We start from the raw sequence: 15,017 nt of genomic DNA, 5'->3' as shown, positions 1-15,017 counted from the left end.
GCCGCTGGAGGAAAGCGCGGAGCAGGGACCGCGCTCTGCCCTCAATCGTTCAGCCAATCCGCCGTGATCACGCCGCTATGCCCTTCCGGCGCCAGCGCGGCGCGCAGCGCTTCCAGCAGCGGCGGCAGCGCCTGGGTGAAGGCATAGGGCGGATTGACTATGAAGAGGCCCGCGCCGTTATAGATGCCGGGCTGATCGGCATCGTACAGCCAATGTTCCACCGACAGGAATTTCGGGATGCCGAGCCTCCGCAGCTGGTCCTTCCACCGCTGATGCGTCGCGCGGTCTTTCAGCGGATACCAGATGACCGTCACGCCATGGGCCCATTTGCGGTGCGCTGCGGCGAGGGTCGCGGTGATGCGGGCGCGTTCGTCGGTCTGCTCATAGGGCGGATCGACCACCACGACGCCGCGACCGGTGCGGGTCGGCAGCATCGCCAGCCAAAGCTCATAGGCATCGCGCTCATGCACGGCCGCAGGCGTACCGCGCATCGCACCGCGTAGCGCACGGGCATCCTCGGGATGCTTCTCGTTGAGGATCAGCAAGTCCTGCGGACGCAGCAGTTGCGCCAGGAACTGCGGCGAGCCGGGGTAGAGGCGCGGTTCCGCCCCGTCATTCACCGCCTGCACGGCGGCGCGATAGTCGTCCAGCAAGGGGTTTGGATCGGCAAAGGCTCGCACCACGCCCTGGGCGGCCTCGCCGGTGCGTTGGGCCTGCTCGCCGTCGAGGTCGTAGAGCCCGCAACCGGCATGAGTATCGATCAGGGTCAGTGCACCCTGTTTCTGCTGCAAAGCCCGGACAAGGGCGATCAGCAGGCTGTGCTTCACGACATCGGCGCTGTTGCCGGCATGGAAGGAATGGCGATAATTCATGGAAATCCAAAACTCTGCCGAATGGCCCTCATGCGATCTGCCGTACGGGAAAGCCGATCGCGAGACGATGGCGGCAACCCATCCGCAGCTCGTATGAGCCGGGCGGATGCCGTCAAGTCGCCTCCGGGCAAAGCCTCAAATCAGGTTTCGCGGTCGGCGGCAACCGGCAACGGGCAGGGGCGTGGCCCGCAATGCCGCCCGCCGCCCGTCAGGCCGCGTCATCGCTCCGATCTGCGGCTGGCGACCGTGCCCGGCGGAGTAACCTCCTCGAACGCGCCCGGCGCGATCCCGGCGACCGACCAGTCGCCGATCGACCAGCGGACCAGCCTCAGCGTGGGCAGTCCGACCGCCGCCGTCATGCGCCGCACCTGCCGGTTGCGGCCTTCGCGGATGGTGATCTTGAGCCAGCTGTCGGGGATGGACTTGCGCTGGCGGATCGGCGGATCGCGCAGCCACAGGTCCGGCGCGTCGATACGCGCGACCTCAGCAGGCAGGGTCATGCCATCCTTGAGCCGGACGCCCCGCCGCAGGCCCTCCAGTTCCTGGTCCTGCGGATCGCCTTCGACCTGCACCAGATAGGTCTTGGGCATCTTGAAGCGGGGATCGGCGATGCGCGCCTGCAGCCGCCCGTCATCGCATAGCAGCAACAGGCCCTCGCTATCCCGATCGAGCCTTCCGGCGGGATAGACGCCCTTCACCGTAATGAAGTCGGACAGGGTCGCGCGGACCGTCGGCGATCCGCGATCCGTGAATTGCGATAGGACCCCGAAGGGTTTGTTGAACAACAGCAGGCGGCTCATCCCGCGCTCATACCGCCGGGCTGCGGCTTTGTCTTCTGGCGCGGGGCGCCGCCGGTCCACGCGCGCGCGCCGTGTCGCAAATCTTCGGGGCGTGCGGCGCACGCATTCCGGCGGCGGGGCGGGCGAGGCATCATCCTGTCCAAAGCCTCGGGGGAGCTTGGACATGATGACCTTGGACAGTTGCGGGGAGGACGCTGGCGCTCCGTTCTTTGGCGGGGCGCTGCGGGACGCCGACCCCGCCGTCGCGGCGGCGATCGAGGCGGAATGGGTGCGCCAATCCGACAAGCTGGAACTGATCGCGTCGGAGAATATCGTCTCGACGGCGGTGCTCCAGGCGCAGGGTTCGGTCCTGACCAACAAATATGCCGAGGGTTATCCGGGGCGCCGCTATTATGGCGGCTGCGAGCATGTCGACGTGACCGAGCAGCTCGCCATCGACCGGGCGTGCGCGTTGTTCGGCGCGCGGTTCGCCAACGTCCAGCCGCATTCCGGCGCCCAGGCCAATATGGCGGTGCAGTTCGCGCTGATGAAGCCCGGCGATACGCTGATGGGGATGAGCCTGGCGCATGGCGGGCATCTGACCCATGGCGCGGCGCCGACCTTTTCGGGCAAGTGGCTGAACGCGATTCCCTACGGCGTGCGCGAGGAGGATCAGCGGATCGACTATGACGCGGTCGCCGAGCTGGCGCGGGATTATCATCCCCGGCTGATCATCGCGGGCGGCTCGGCCTATCCGCGCCAGATCGATTTCGCACGGTTCCGGGCGATCGCGGACTCGGTCGATGCGGTGCTGATGGTCGACATGGCGCATTTCGCCGGACTGGTGGCGGGCGGCGTTCATCCCAATCCGCTGGACCATGCGCATGTCGTCACGACCACGACCCACAAGACGCTGCGGGGGCCGCGCGGCGGCCTGATCCTGACCAATGACGAGGCGCTGGCGAAGAAGGTCAACTCGGCCATCTTCCCCGGCATCCAGGGCGGCCCGCTCGAGCATGTCATCGCCGCCAAGGCGGTCGCGTTCGGCGCGGCGCTGCGCCCGTCCTTCCGGGACTATGCCCGGCGCGTCGTGGAAAATGCCCAGGCCCTGGCCGCCGCGCTGGCCGCGAACGGCTATACCATCGTGTCCGGCGGCACCGACACCCATGTCGTGCTGGTCGACCTGAGGCCCAAGGGCCTGACCGGCAAGCGCGCCGAACAGATCCTGGATGCCGCCGGCATCACCTGCAACAAGAACGGCATCCCGTTCGATCCGGAGAAACCCGCCGTGACATCTGGTATCCGTCTCGGGAGTGGCGCGCTGACCAGCCGTGGCTTCGACGTCGCCGCCTTTCAGCAGGTCGCGCGGCTGATCAACCGCATCCTCGACGCGGCCTCCGCCGGGGACGTGCCCGACGCGCTGATCGAACAGACACGGGGCGAGGTGGTCGCGCTGTGCGCCCGCTATCCGATCTACGCGACGTCGCGCGGCTGAGGCCGGGAAAGGGAGGGGGACGATGCAACGCTTTTCCGCATTCTCGCTGTTCCGGCAGGGGCTCGGCGGTCACAAGGGGTGGAAGCCGCAATGGCGCAACGCCAGCCCCAAGCCCTCCTATGACGCGATCATCGTCGGCGGCGGCGGGCATGGACTGGGTGCGGCCTATTATCTGGCCAGCCGGTTCGGCATCCGCAACGTCGCGGTGGTGGAGAAGGGATGGATCGGCGGCGGCAATACCGGGCGCAACACCACCATCATCCGTTCCAACTATCTCTTCGACGAGAGCGCCGCGCTCTACGATCATGCGCTAAAGATGTGGGAGGGGTTGAGCCAGGAGCTCAACTACAACGTCATGTTCTCGCAGCGCGGGGTGATGATGCTGGCGCACAACATCCACGACGTGCAGGTCTTCAAGCGGCACGTCCATGCCAACCGGATCAACGGCGTCGACAATGAATGGCTGACGCCGGAAGAGGCCAAGGCCTTTTGTCCGCCGCTGAACATCTCGCCCGACATGCGCTATCCCGTGCTGGGCGCGGCGCTCCAGCGGCGGGGCGGCACCGCGCGGCACGATGCGGTCGCCTGGGGCTATGCCCGCGCCGCCGACGCGCTGGGCGTCGACATCATCGAGAATTGCGAAGTCACCGGCATCCGCCGCGACGCGAGCGGCGCGGTGACGGGTGTGGAGACGACGCGCGGCTTCATCGGATCGAAGCGTGTCGGCGTCTCGGCGGCAGGGCATACCAGCGTGGTGCTGGGCATGGCGGACGTGCGGTTGCCGCTGGAAAGCTATCCGCTGCAAGCCCTGGTGTCCGAACCGGTAAAGCCGATCTTCCCCTGTGTCGTCATGTCCAACACCATCCACGCCTATATGAGCCAGTCCGACAAGGGCGAGCTGGTGATCGGGGCGGGGACCGATGCCTATACCAGCTATACGCAGCGGGGCGGCCTGCACATCGCCACGCACACGCTGGAGGCGATTTGCGAGCTGTTCCCGCAGTTCCGGCGGATGCGGATGCTGCGTAGCTGGGGCGGGATCGTCGACGTGACGCCCGATCGCTCGCCGATCATCGCCAAGACGCCGGTGCCGGGCCTGTATGTCAATTGTGGCTGGGGCACCGGCGGGTTCAAGGCGACGCCGGGCGCCGCGCACCTGCTGGCCCACACCATCGCGCGTGACGAGCCGCATCCGATCAACGCTCCCTTCACGATCGAGCGTTTCCGTGACGGCCAAATGATCGACGAGGCGGCGGCCGCCGCCGTCGCCCACTGAGAGGCGCGACCATGCTTATCATCCCCTGTCCCTATTGCGGTGAGCGGCCCGAGCTGGAGTTCAGCTATGCCGGAGAGGCGCATATCGAGCGTCCGGCACGGCCGGCCGAGCTGACCGATGCGGAGTGGAGCACCTATCTCTACACCCGGTCCAATCCCAAGGGGCGACATGCCGAGCGCTGGCGTCACCTCCATGGCTGCGCCCGTTTCTTCAACGCCATCCGCGACACGCGGACCGACGCGTTCGTCGCGACCTACAAGGTGGGCGAACAGCCGCCGGAGGGAGACCAGGCATGACGACCGGCCATCATCGCATCGCGCCGGGCCGCGTCACCACCGGACGCACGCTGCGCTTCACCTTCGACGGGAAGGAGTATACCGGGCAGGAGGGCGACACGCTCGCCTCGGCATTGCTGGCGAACGGCGTGCACCTGGTCGGGCGGTCGTTCAAATATCACCGGCCGCGCGGCATCATGGGTGCAGGGGCGGACGAGCCCAATGCCTTGGTCGGCATTCGTCGCGACCGGGCACGCTATACGCCCAATCTGCTCGCGACCCAGGTCGAACTCTATGACGGGCTGGATGCGGTCAGCCAGAACCGGCACCCAAGCCTCGAACGTGACCGCATGGCGATCAATGATCGGCTGTTGAGCCGCTTCATTCCGGCGGGCTTCTACTACAAGACGTTCATGTGGCCCAAAAAGGCGTGGGACCGGCTGTACGAACCGCGCATCCGCGAGGCGGCGGGGTTGGGCATCGCACCGTCCGAGCCCGATCCGGATCGCTATACGCAGCGTTACGCGCATTGCGACGTGCTGGTCATCGGCGGCGGACCGGCGGGGATCGCGGCGGCGCGGCAGGCGGCGGAGGCAGGCGCGCGGGTGATGCTGTGCGACGATCGCCCCCGGATCGGCGGATCGCTGCTGGCGGCGGCCGACACCATGATCGACGGGCTGCCGGCGACGGAGTGGCTGACGCGGGAGCTGACGGCACTGGCCGCGTTGCCGGGCGTCACGCTTTTGCCGCGCACGATCGCGTTCGGCTATTACCCGCACAACTGGATCGGGCTGACCGAGAAGCTGACCGATCATCTGGCGAACCCGGCCGAGGGCATGCCGCGCGAGCGGCTGTGGCAGGTGCGCGCCCGCCAGGTCGTGCTCGCCACAGGCGCGATCGAGCGGCCGCTGGTCTTTCCCGACAATGACCGGCCGGGCATCATGCTGGCGGACGCCGCGCGTACCTATCTCCAGCAATATGGCGTCGCGGTCGGGCAACGCATCGTCATCGTCGGCGCACACGACAATGCCTATCGCGTCGCGCACGAGATGGCGGCGGCGGGCGTGACGGTCGCGATGGTCGCGGACATCCGCCGGCCGTCCGCCGCATCGGGGGCGGCGCAGGCGGCGGGGCTGCCGGTCGCGACCGATGCCAGGATCGAGGGCACGACCGGCGGCCTGCGGGTCGCGTCCATCACCATCACCGCGCAGGGCAAGACCGTGCGTCACGACTGCGATGCGGTGCTGATGGCGGGCGGTTTCACGCCCAGCGTCCACCTCTTCTCCCAATCGCGCGGAAAGCTGGCCTGGGACGAGGGGCTCCAGGCCTATCTGCCCGACGTATCGGCCGAGGCGGAGCGGTCGGCAGGCGCGTGCCGGGGCCGGTTCGCGCTGGCCGAGGCGCTGGGCGACGGTATCGCGGCGGGGCGGGACGCGGCGTCGGCGGCGGGCTTCACGGCGTCCAGCCCGGCCCTGCTTCCCATGGTCGCGCTGCGCCATGCGCAAGGCGAGGGTGGCCATATGGGCGCAGCCCCGACGTCGCGCGATCTGGGCAAGGCCAAGGCGTTCGTTGACTGGCAGAACGACGTCACCGCCCGCGACATCCTGCTGGCGACCCGCGAGGGGTTCCTATCGATCGAGCATGTCAAGCGCTACACGACCACGGGCATGGCGACCGACCAGGGCAAGCTGTCCAATATCAACGCGCTGGGCATCGTGTCGGAGGCGACCGGGCGGTCGATCCCGGAGATCGGGCTGACCACCTTCCGCTCGCCCTATACGCCGGTCACGTTCGGTGCGCTGGCGGGCCATGCGCGTGGCGACCTGTTTGATCCGGCGCGGATCACCGCGATCCACGACTGGGCCAGGGAGCAAGGCGCGGCGTTCGAGGATGTCGGCAACTGGCGCCGCGCGCATTACTTCCCGCGTCCCGGCGAGGACCTGCACGCCGCCGTCGCGCGCGAATGCGTGGGCGTACGGCGGGGCGTCGGCATCTTCGACGCCTCCACCCTGGGCAAGATCGAGATCGTCGGGCCGGATGCGGCCGAATTCATGAACCGCTTCTTCGTCAATGCCTGGACCAAGCTGGGCGTCGGCAAGTGCCGCTATGGCGTGCTGCTGCGCGAGGACGGCTTCGTGATGGACGACGGCGTGGTCGGGCGGCTGGCGACGGATCGTTTCCATGTGACGACGACCACCGGCGGCGCGGCGCGGGTCCTGGGCATGATGGAGGATTATCTCCAGACCGAATGGCCCGACCTGAACGTCTGGCTGACCTCGACCACCGAGCAATGGTCGGTGATCGCGGTGCAGGGCCCGAAGGCGCGCGAGGTGATCGCGCCGCTGATCGAGGGGCTGGACATATCGGCCGCCGCCTTCCCGCATATGAGCATCGCCGATGCCCGCATCTGCGGCGTGCCGATGCGGCTGATGCGGGTCAGCTTCACCGGCGAGCTGGGCTTCGAGGTGAACGTGCCGAGCGGTCATGGCCGGATGGTGTGGGAGGCGATCTGGGAATGCGGCAAGGCGTTCGACATGGTGCCCTATGGCACCGAGACGATGCACGTCCTGCGCGCGGAAAAGGGCTATATCATCGTCGGACAGGAAACCGACGGTACGGTCACGCCCGACGATGTCGGCCTGTCCTGGGCGATCGGCAAGGCGAAGCCCGATTTCGTCGGCAAGCGATCGCTCGCCCGGCCCGCGATGAGGGCGCCCGACCGCAAGCAGCTGGTCGGCCTGAAGAGCCTGGACGGTCGAACGGTGCTGGAGGAGGGCGCGCAGATCGTGGCGCCGTCGGCTGCCACGACGCCGATCGGGCATGTCACCTCCGCCTATCGCAGCGCCGTACTGGACGCGCCGATCGCGCTGGCGCTGGTGCGCGGCGGCCACCAGCGTCTGGGCGAGACGCTCCACGTGCCCATGCCGGGCGGGCCGATCGCGGTCGAGATCGTCTCCCCCGTTTTCTACGATCCGGAAGGCACCCGCATCGATGTCTGATCTCTCCCCCGCTTCGCCTTTCGCGGCCGGTAGCGCGTCGGTCCGTCCGCTGGGCCATTTCGGCCGCGCCGTGCTGCGCTGTCCGGCGGCGACCCTCGATCTGGTCGCCGAACGGCTCGGCATCGTCCTGCCGCGCGAGGCTTGCCGCTCGGCGATCGAGGCGGATGTCGCGGCCCTTTGGCTGGGGCCGGACGAATGGCTGCTCCTGGCGGCGGATGCGCGCGATGACTGGGTGGCGACGCTCCAGGCGCGGCTGCGCGATGCCGTGTGTTCGCTGGTCGATGTCAGCCATCGGCAGGTCGCGCTGGAGATTGCGGGCGGGCGCATGATGGCCGAGACGCTGTTGGCGAGCGGCTGCGCGCTCGACCTGTCGCTTCGTGCCTTCCCGGTCGGGATGTGCACGCGGACCATGTACGACAAGGCGGAAATCATCCTCTGGCGCCGCGCGCCGGACCGTTTCCATCTCGAGACGTGGCGGTCCTTCGCGCGCTATGTCGAGGGGCTGCTCCACGTCGCGGAGACCGAGGCGTAGGCCGATGCTGGGCGTGCGGGACCTGTTTCGCGTCGGCATCGGGCCTTCCTCGTCGCACACGGTCGGGCCGATGAAGGCGGCGCAGGGCTTTGCGGCAAGGCTCCGGGGCCTGGCGTTCGAGCGGGTGCGGGTCGATCTTCTGGGCTCGCTGGCCTGGACGGGCATGGGCCATGCGACCGACAAGGCGGTCATGCTGGGGCTTGCGGGCTTTCTCCCCGACACGATCGAGCCGGAGCAGATCGACTTGGTCGTCGAGCAGGCCCGTGCCGCGCGGAGCCTGATGGTGGCCGGACGGGCGATCGCCTTCGATCCCGACGCCGATATCGTCTTCGACCGCGACGGCGAGACGCCGGTCCATCCCAACACGCTGCGTCTGACCGCGCTGGGCCGGGACGGGGAGGCCGTGGTCAGCGAGCGTTGGTGCTCGATCGGCGGCGGGTTCATCGTGCCCGAGGAGCGGTTCGGGGAAGATGCGGCCGAGGACGATCGCGGGGAGCCGCCCTTTCCGTTTCGCACCGCCGCGCAGTTGCTGGCCATCTGCCGTCGGCACGGCCTGTCGATCGCCGAGGTGATGCGCGCCAACGAACGCGCGCGCACCTCGGAGGAGGAACTGGATGTCTATCTGGACCGGGTCATCGCGGTGATGATGACCTGCATCGACCGGGGGATGCAGACCGAGGGGGTCCTGCCGGGGCGGCTGAAGGTGCCGCGCCGGGCACCCGCCCTGCGCCAGAAGCTGGCCGCCGACCGTTTCCGCAACCGGCAGGCGCCGCACAATATCATGGACCATATCAGCCTGTTCGCCATTGCGGTGAACGAGGAGAATGCGGCGGGCGGGCGCGTCGTCACCGCGCCGACCAACGGCGCCGCCGGGGTCGTGCCTGCCGTGCTGCGCTATTACCGCGATTTCTGGCCCGATGCCGACCGCGCGGGCATGCACGACTTCCTGCTGACCGCCGGTGCGATCGGGGTGTTGACCAAGCTCAACGCCTCAATCTCCGGCGCGGAGGTCGGCTGTCAGGGGGAGGTCGGGACCGCCAGCGCGATGGCCGCCGCCGGGCTGGCCGCGGTGATGGGCGCCAGCGACGCGCAGACCGAGAATGCGGCCGAGATCGCGATGGAGCATCATCTCGGCATGACCTGCGATCCGGTCGCGGGGCTGGTGCAGGTGCCCTGCATCGAGCGCAATGCCTTTGGTGCGGTCAAGGCGATCAATGCGGCATCTCTGTCGCTGCGCGGCGACGGGACGCATATCGTCTCGCTCGACCAGGTGATCGAGACGATGATGCGCACCGGCACCGACATGCACGCCAAGTATAAGGAGACGTCGCAAGGCGGCTTGGCGGTGAGTTTTCCCGAATGTTGACGAGTGGATCATGACCGAAGACGAAATCTACGCCCAGTTCGCGGCCGCCGGGATCGCGATGGAGAAGATCGAGCATCCGCCCGTCTTCACCGTCGAGGAGAGCGCGGGCATCCATGCCGCCTTGCCCGCCGCGCACACCAAGAACCTGTTCCTGAAGGACAAGCAGAAGCGCTTCTGGCTGATCGTGCTGCCGCATGACCGGCGTGCCGACCTGAAGGCTTTTGCCGAGACGCTGGGCGCGGGCAAATTCTCGTTCGGCAAGCCCGACGAAATGGAACAGCTGCTGGGCGTGACGCCGGGCGCGGTGACGCCGCTGGCGGTCACGCACGCGCCGCCCGGCCCGGTATCTTTGGTCTTTGACGAGAGCTTCCGCCACGCCGAGCGGATCGCCGTCCATCCGCTGCGCAACAGCGCGACCATCGCGGTGCCGTTCGCGCCGATGGTCGCGTGGCTTGAGGGGCTTGGCCATGACGTGCGGGTCGTCGCGCTGCCGGGCGGGGCATCCGTGGCGCCGTGAGGTCGCGATCCTGATGGTCCGACCGGGCGGTGTCGCCGACATCCTCCACCACATGGGATGGTAATGCCAATGTCCGCCAGATTGACGCCGGGCTTCGACCTCAACGCCGTGGAGGTCTTCATCCTGACCTCCGAGCTTGGCGGCATGACCCAGAGCGCGCGGCATCTGGGCATGACGCAATCGGCGGTTTCGCAGATCATCTCGAAGCTCGAAATGGCGCTCAATACGCGTCTGTTCGATCGCACCATGCGCCCGCTGGCGCTGACCCCGGCGGGCAAGCTGTTGCGGCGCGAAGGCGCGGAACTGGTCGCGGCGGCCAGGATGCTGGCACGCGAGGTCTGCGAGCAATCCTCGCAGACCGCCGAATGCGTCGTCGTCGCCATGGCGGAGAGCATCGCCAACCACCTGACCGCGCCGTTGCTGCGCGCTCTAGGATCGCGGGCGCAGCAATGGCAGATGCGATCGGGTATATCGCTGGTCCAGCACCGCGAATTCCTGGCACGCAGCATCGACATGCTGATCACGGGGTCCAGCCAGCTGGAGGATGTCGAGGAGATTGAGCATCACCCGATCATGGAGGAACCCTTCGTGATCGTCGCGCCCGCCGCCTATGCGGACATGCCGGTTTCGATCGATGCGATGACCCAGCTGCCATTTGTCCGCTATTCGCTCCTGTCGGCGATGGGGCAACGGATCGAACGCCAGCTCGCCCGGATGAAGCTGCGCATTCCCAATGTGATCGAAGTGGATTCCACCCATCAGCAATTGTCCACCGTCGTCGCGCTGGAAGGGTGGAGCATCGCCACCCCGCTGTGCCTGGCCAGTCAGATCGAGCTTCTGCCCGCGCTGACGGTGTTGCCGATGCCGCGGGGCAGCTTTCGCCGTCGCATCCAGCTGGTGGCGCGCAAGGGCGAATTCGGCGACCTGCCGCGCGACATGGCGCTTCAGGCCGCCGCGATCCTGCGGGGCGGGAAAGTGGACTCGCTCATCCGCATGTTTCCCTGGATCGAGGGGGCTATGGCCTGGGAGGGGCCGCCCTCATAGGGCGAAAGCGCGCCTGCCGGTGCCTCAATCCGAAGCGGCGCTGGCGACGGCGCGCCCGTTGGCCAGCGCGTGGCGGGACTCCAGCGGCGAACATCCGAAGCGCCGCCGGAACATCCGGCTCATATGCGAGGAGTCGCAGAAGCCGCACTCCACCGCGATCATCGTGATCGATTTGGCGCTGCTTTCCAGCATGTGCCGGGCGAGCGACAGCCGAATGTCCATGAACGCTGCCTGCGGCGATACCCCCAATGCCGTCTTGAACCGGCGTTCCAGCTGCCGCTTGCTCTTCCCCATGCGCTGCGCGATGTCGGCGACCGACAGCGGCGTCTCGATATTCTGCTGGGTGATCAGCAGCGCGCGCAGCACGATGGGATCGTCGGTACGATAGTCGAGCATCGCGCCGGGCTGGGCCTTTTCGCCGGTCAGCGCCTCGTCGATGATCATGATGTGCAGGCTCTTGCTGGCCTGTGCCCGCCCGACATGCTTGTCGACCAGATAGGCGGCGAGATGCGCCGAACTCGCGCCCCCGGAACAGGTCAGCCGGTCGCGGTCGACGATGAAGATCTGGTCGGACACCGGGTCCAGCCCGTCAAACTGGTCCAGGAAGTCGCGGTGGTGGAACCAGCTGACGCAGCATTTATACCCGGCCAGCACGCCCGCGCTGTGGAGCAGGAACGCGCCCGTGCATACTCCCACCAGCGGCACGCCCAGCGCGGCGGCCTTGCGCAGATAGGCGACATATTCGCTGTCGAAGCCGTCGATCTCATCGACCAGTCCGCCCACCACGACGATATAGTCGAAGCGGGTGGGGTCGCCCAGCTGTTCGTCGGGCTGGATGGCGATGCCGGAACTGGAGGGGATGGCGGCGGAGTTGCGCGACAGGATCTTCCAGTCGCACAAGATATGTCGGCTGCGATCGCCCTCGTCGGCGGCGAGCCGTAGGACGTCCACGAAGTTGGCGAAGGCGCACAGCGTGAACCGCCGCGCGAGAATGAAACCGACCGACAATCGCAGTCCCTTTGCACGGCGTTGCAGCGACGCGCTCAGTACCGACGGTGGGGGGCGATCCATTCCGTTCTCCGGTCGGCCGATAAACTTCGGACGGCATGTCGTAGAGTTTGTGTCCATTTGACGCAAATATTCTTTCCGCCTCGGCGCACCCCGTCGCAAACCTACTGTTGTCGAAAGGGATTTCACCCGGTTCGGCACGATTATTCTGGCGAGGGGGCGGCGGAATGAAGGTGATGGTGCCCGTCAAGCGCGTGGTCGATCACAATGTGAAGATTCGCGTCAAGAGCGACGGATCGGGGGTCGATCTTGCGAATGTGAAGATGGCGATGAACCCCTTTGACGAGATCGCGGTCGAGGAAGCGGTGCGGCTGAAGGAAGCCGGGATCGCCAGCGAGATCGTCGTGGTCTCGATCGGCCCGGCCCAGGCGCAGGACGTGCTGCGCAGCGCACTGGCGATCGGCGCGGACCGGGCGATCCTCGTGAAGACCGACACGATGCCCGAGCCGCTGGCGGTCGCCAAATTGTTGCGGGAGATCGCCGCGCGCGAGGGGCCGGGACTGATCCTGCTCGGCAAGCAGGCCATTGACGATGACGCCAACCAGACCGGGCAGATGCTGTCGGCGCTGCTGGGCTGGTCGCAGGCGACCTTCGCATCGCATATCGCCGTCGCCGACGGCGTGGCCGATGTGATGCGCGAGGTCGATGGCGGCCTTCAGCTGATCCGGGTCGCTCTGCCCGCGGTCATATCGGTCGACCTTCGCCTCAACGAGCCGCGCTATGCCTCGCTGCCGAACATCATGAAGGCCAAGAAAAAGCCGCTCGAGGAGGTCGACGCCGACAGCCTTGGCGTCGACGTCGCGCCGCGCCTGACGGTGCTGACCACCGAGGAGCCGAAGGTCCGCGAGCCGGGCGTGCGCCTGGGCTCGGCGGCCGAACTGGTCGGCAAGCTGAAGGAAGCGGCCGGCATCCTTTGATCGCGAAGGGGGGAGCGAGAGCAATGTCCATTCTTCTATTGGCCGAACACGACAATTCGACCCTTTCGGAACTGACCGCGCGCGCGCTGACCGCCGCGTCGGCGATCGGAGGCGAGATCGACCTGTTGGTGGCGGGCCTGGGTGCGCGGGATGTGGCGCTGGCGGCGTCCAGACTGGCCGGGGTGCGGCGTGTGCTGCTGGCCGAGGGGGCAGCGCTGGAACATCGGCTGGCCGAACCTACCGCCGCGCTGATCGTGTCGCTGGCCGGTGGCTATGACGCGATCGTCGCCCCGGCGAGCAGCAACGGCAAGAGCATCCTGCCGCGCGTGGCCGCGTTGCTGGACGTCATGCAATTGTCGGAGATCGTGGCGGTCGTCGCACCTGATACGTTCAAGCGGCCGGTCTATGCGGGCAATGCGGTGCAGACGGTGCGGTCGACGGACCCGGTCAAGGTGGTGACGGTTCGCACGGCGGCCTTCGCGGCGGCGGCTTTCCAGGATGACCTAGCCGAGATCGTGACGGTCGACGTTCCGGACGCGCCCGACCTATCGACCTTCGTCGAAAATCGCTTCGCCGCCAGCGAGCGTCCCGATCTGGCCGCCGCGCGGATCGTCGTGTCGGGCGGTCGCGCGCTGGGATCGGCGGAGAAGTTCCGCGAGACGATCCTGCCGCTCGCCGACCGGCTGGGGGCGGCGGTCGGCGCGTCGCGCGCGGCGGTGGATGCGGGCTATGCGCCCAATGACTGGCAGGTCGGACAGACCGGCAAGATCGTCGCGCCCGACCTCTATGTCGCCTGCGGCATCTCCGGCGCGATCCAGCATCTGGCGGGGATGAAGGATGCCAAGGTGATCGTTGCGATCAACAAGGACGAAGACGCGCCGATCTTCCAGGTGGCCGATTACGGCCTGGTCGGCGACCTGTTCGAGGTCCTGCCGGACCTGGAACGCCAGCTCTGAGCCCTAGCGAAAGCCTTTCCATGACCGAGAAGTCCTATGTCATACGGCTGGGTTGCAAGGACCAGCCGGGCATCGTGGCCGCCGTCACCACCGCGCTGGCGGGGCTGGGGGCCAATATCCTGGAATCGAACCAGTTCTGGGATCGGCAGGCGGATCATTTCTTCCTGCGGATCGCGGTGACGGTGAGCGAGGCGGTGACGCGCGACGCGATCGAGGGGGTGCTGCACCCCGCCATCGCGCGGTTCGGCCTCGATCTGACGATCGTCGATGTCGCCGAGCGTCCGAAGATCATCGTGATGGTCTCGAAATTCGACCATGCGATGCATCACCTGCTGTACCAGATCAAGGTTCGCTGGCTGAACGCCGAAGTCGTGGCGATCGTCTCCAACCACGATGCGGCGCGCAGGGCGGCGGAGATCGAGGGGGTGCCCTTTCATCACTGGCCGGTCACGAAGGACAACAAGGCCGAGCAGGAAGCCAAGCTGCTCGCCCTGGTCGAGGAGACGGGGGCGGAACTGGTCGTCCTCGCCCGCTATATGCAGGTGCTGTCGAACGAGCTGTCCGAACGGCTCTACGGCCGGGTCATCAACATCCACCACTCGTTCCTGCCGAGCTTCAAGGGCGCCAAGCCCTATCACCAGGCGCATGAGCGCGGGGTCAAGCTGATCGGCGCGACCGCGCATTACGTCACCCCCGACCTGGACGAGGGGCCGATCATCGAACAGGAAACCGAGCGGGTCAGCCATATGATGACCAGCGAGGATTTCGTCGCGGCAGGGCGCGACATCGAATCTCGCGTGCTGGCCCGCGCCGTCAAATATCATCTCGAAGGGCGGGTGATGCTCAACAGCCACCGCACCGTGGTGTTCGCGCCGTGAAGGCCGGGCGGATGCACGACATGATCCCCGCGACGACCTCGTA

14 protein-coding genes are annotated in these 15,017 nt (G+C 67.3%); 11 read left to right on the top strand and 3 right to left on the bottom strand.

Annotated elements, in window-relative coordinates; all coding sequences use genetic code 11:
• Positions 1 to 41 precede the first annotated feature (41 nt).
• Both ACFX59_RS05970 and ACFX59_RS05965 read right to left on the bottom strand, forming a co-directional pair.
• Positions 42 to 872 (bottom strand): 23S rRNA (adenine(2030)-N(6))-methyltransferase RlmJ, encoded by an 831-nt coding sequence (locus tag ACFX59_RS05970; RefSeq protein WP_387430569.1) that lies wholly within the window; start codon positions 870 to 872, stop codon positions 42 to 44.
• 218 nt (positions 873 to 1,090) lie between these two features.
• Complete coding sequence (locus tag ACFX59_RS05965; protein ID WP_387430567.1) at positions 1,091 to 1,672, bottom strand: pseudouridine synthase; 582 nt, start codon at positions 1,670 to 1,672, stop codon at positions 1,091 to 1,093.
• Between the two features lie 166 nt (positions 1,673 to 1,838).
• On the opposite strand from ACFX59_RS05965, the gene glyA reads away from it, so the two are divergent.
• The 8 genes from glyA to ACFX59_RS05925 all read left to right on the top strand — a co-directional run bounded on the left by glyA (position 1,839) and on the right by ACFX59_RS05925 (position 11,155).
• Positions 1,839 to 3,146 (top strand): serine hydroxymethyltransferase, encoded by a 1,308-nt coding sequence (gene glyA / locus ACFX59_RS05960; protein ID WP_387430769.1) that lies wholly within the window; start codon positions 1,839 to 1,841, stop codon positions 3,144 to 3,146.
• Positions 3,147 to 3,168: 22 nt separating this feature from the next.
• The gene (locus ACFX59_RS05955; RefSeq protein WP_387430565.1) at positions 3,169 to 4,422 is read left to right on the top strand and encodes a sarcosine oxidase subunit beta family protein; all 1,254 of its coding nucleotides are present in this window, start codon (positions 3,169 to 3,171) and stop codon (positions 4,420 to 4,422) included.
• 11 nt (positions 4,423 to 4,433) lie between these two features.
• On the top strand, positions 4,434 to 4,718 hold the full coding sequence (locus tag ACFX59_RS05950) for a sarcosine oxidase subunit delta (protein WP_387430563.1): 285 nt from the start codon (positions 4,434 to 4,436) through the stop codon (positions 4,716 to 4,718).
• Entirely contained in the window at positions 4,715 to 7,696 is a 2,982-nt protein-coding gene (locus ACFX59_RS05945; protein WP_387430561.1) for a sarcosine oxidase subunit alpha family protein, read from the top strand. Before ACFX59_RS05950 ends, ACFX59_RS05945 begins: the two co-directional genes overlap by 4 nt.
• Positions 7,689 to 8,228, top strand: a complete 540-nt coding sequence (locus ACFX59_RS05940; protein ID WP_387430559.1) for a sarcosine oxidase subunit gamma — start codon at positions 7,689 to 7,691, stop codon at positions 8,226 to 8,228. The genes ACFX59_RS05945 and ACFX59_RS05940 overlap by 8 nt, the downstream gene beginning before the upstream one ends.
• A gap of 4 nt (positions 8,229 to 8,232) precedes the next feature.
• A complete protein-coding gene (locus ACFX59_RS05935; protein WP_387430557.1) occupies positions 8,233 to 9,594 on the top strand; it encodes an L-serine ammonia-lyase in 1,362 nt (453 codons plus the stop codon).
• Between the two features lie 10 nt (positions 9,595 to 9,604).
• The gene (locus tag ACFX59_RS05930) at positions 9,605 to 10,111 is read left to right on the top strand and encodes a prolyl-tRNA synthetase associated domain-containing protein (protein WP_354293893.1); all 507 of its coding nucleotides are present in this window, start codon (positions 9,605 to 9,607) and stop codon (positions 10,109 to 10,111) included.
• Positions 10,112 to 10,180: 69 nt separating this feature from the next.
• Positions 10,181 to 11,155: a LysR family transcriptional regulator gene (locus tag ACFX59_RS05925; protein ID WP_387430554.1), complete on the top strand. Its 975-nt coding sequence runs from the start codon at positions 10,181 to 10,183 to the stop codon at positions 11,153 to 11,155.
• 24 nt (positions 11,156 to 11,179) lie between these two features.
• On the opposite strand, the gene ACFX59_RS05920 is transcribed toward ACFX59_RS05925, so the two are convergent.
• Positions 11,180 to 12,226, bottom strand: coding sequence for a GlxA family transcriptional regulator (locus tag ACFX59_RS05920; protein ID WP_309703025.1), 1,047 nt, complete (start codon positions 12,224 to 12,226; stop codon positions 11,180 to 11,182).
• 164 nt (positions 12,227 to 12,390) lie between these two features.
• Between ACFX59_RS05920 and ACFX59_RS05915 the strand changes: the two genes are divergently transcribed.
• From ACFX59_RS05915 to purU, 3 genes are read left to right on the top strand one after another with little or no spacing between them, the layout of a single operon-like run.
• Positions 12,391 to 13,140 (top strand): electron transfer flavoprotein subunit beta/FixA family protein, encoded by a 750-nt coding sequence (locus ACFX59_RS05915; protein ID WP_387430552.1) that lies wholly within the window; start codon positions 12,391 to 12,393, stop codon positions 13,138 to 13,140.
• 23 nt (positions 13,141 to 13,163) lie between these two features.
• Entirely contained in the window at positions 13,164 to 14,096 is a 933-nt protein-coding gene (locus tag ACFX59_RS05910) for an electron transfer flavoprotein subunit alpha/FixB family protein (protein WP_387430550.1), read from the top strand.
• A 20-nt stretch (positions 14,097 to 14,116) separates the two neighbouring features.
• On the top strand, positions 14,117 to 14,974 hold the full coding sequence (gene purU, locus ACFX59_RS05905; RefSeq protein ID WP_309703020.1) for a formyltetrahydrofolate deformylase: 858 nt from the start codon (positions 14,117 to 14,119) through the stop codon (positions 14,972 to 14,974).
• The last annotated feature ends 43 nt before the right edge of the window (positions 14,975 to 15,017 follow it).

It is taken from the genome of Sphingomonas sp. NCPPB 2930 (genome assembly GCF_042867205.1).
Lineage (GTDB): Bacteria > Pseudomonadota > Alphaproteobacteria > Sphingomonadales > Sphingomonadaceae > Sphingomonas.
This window is presented reverse-complemented; position numbering and strand designations above follow the sequence as displayed.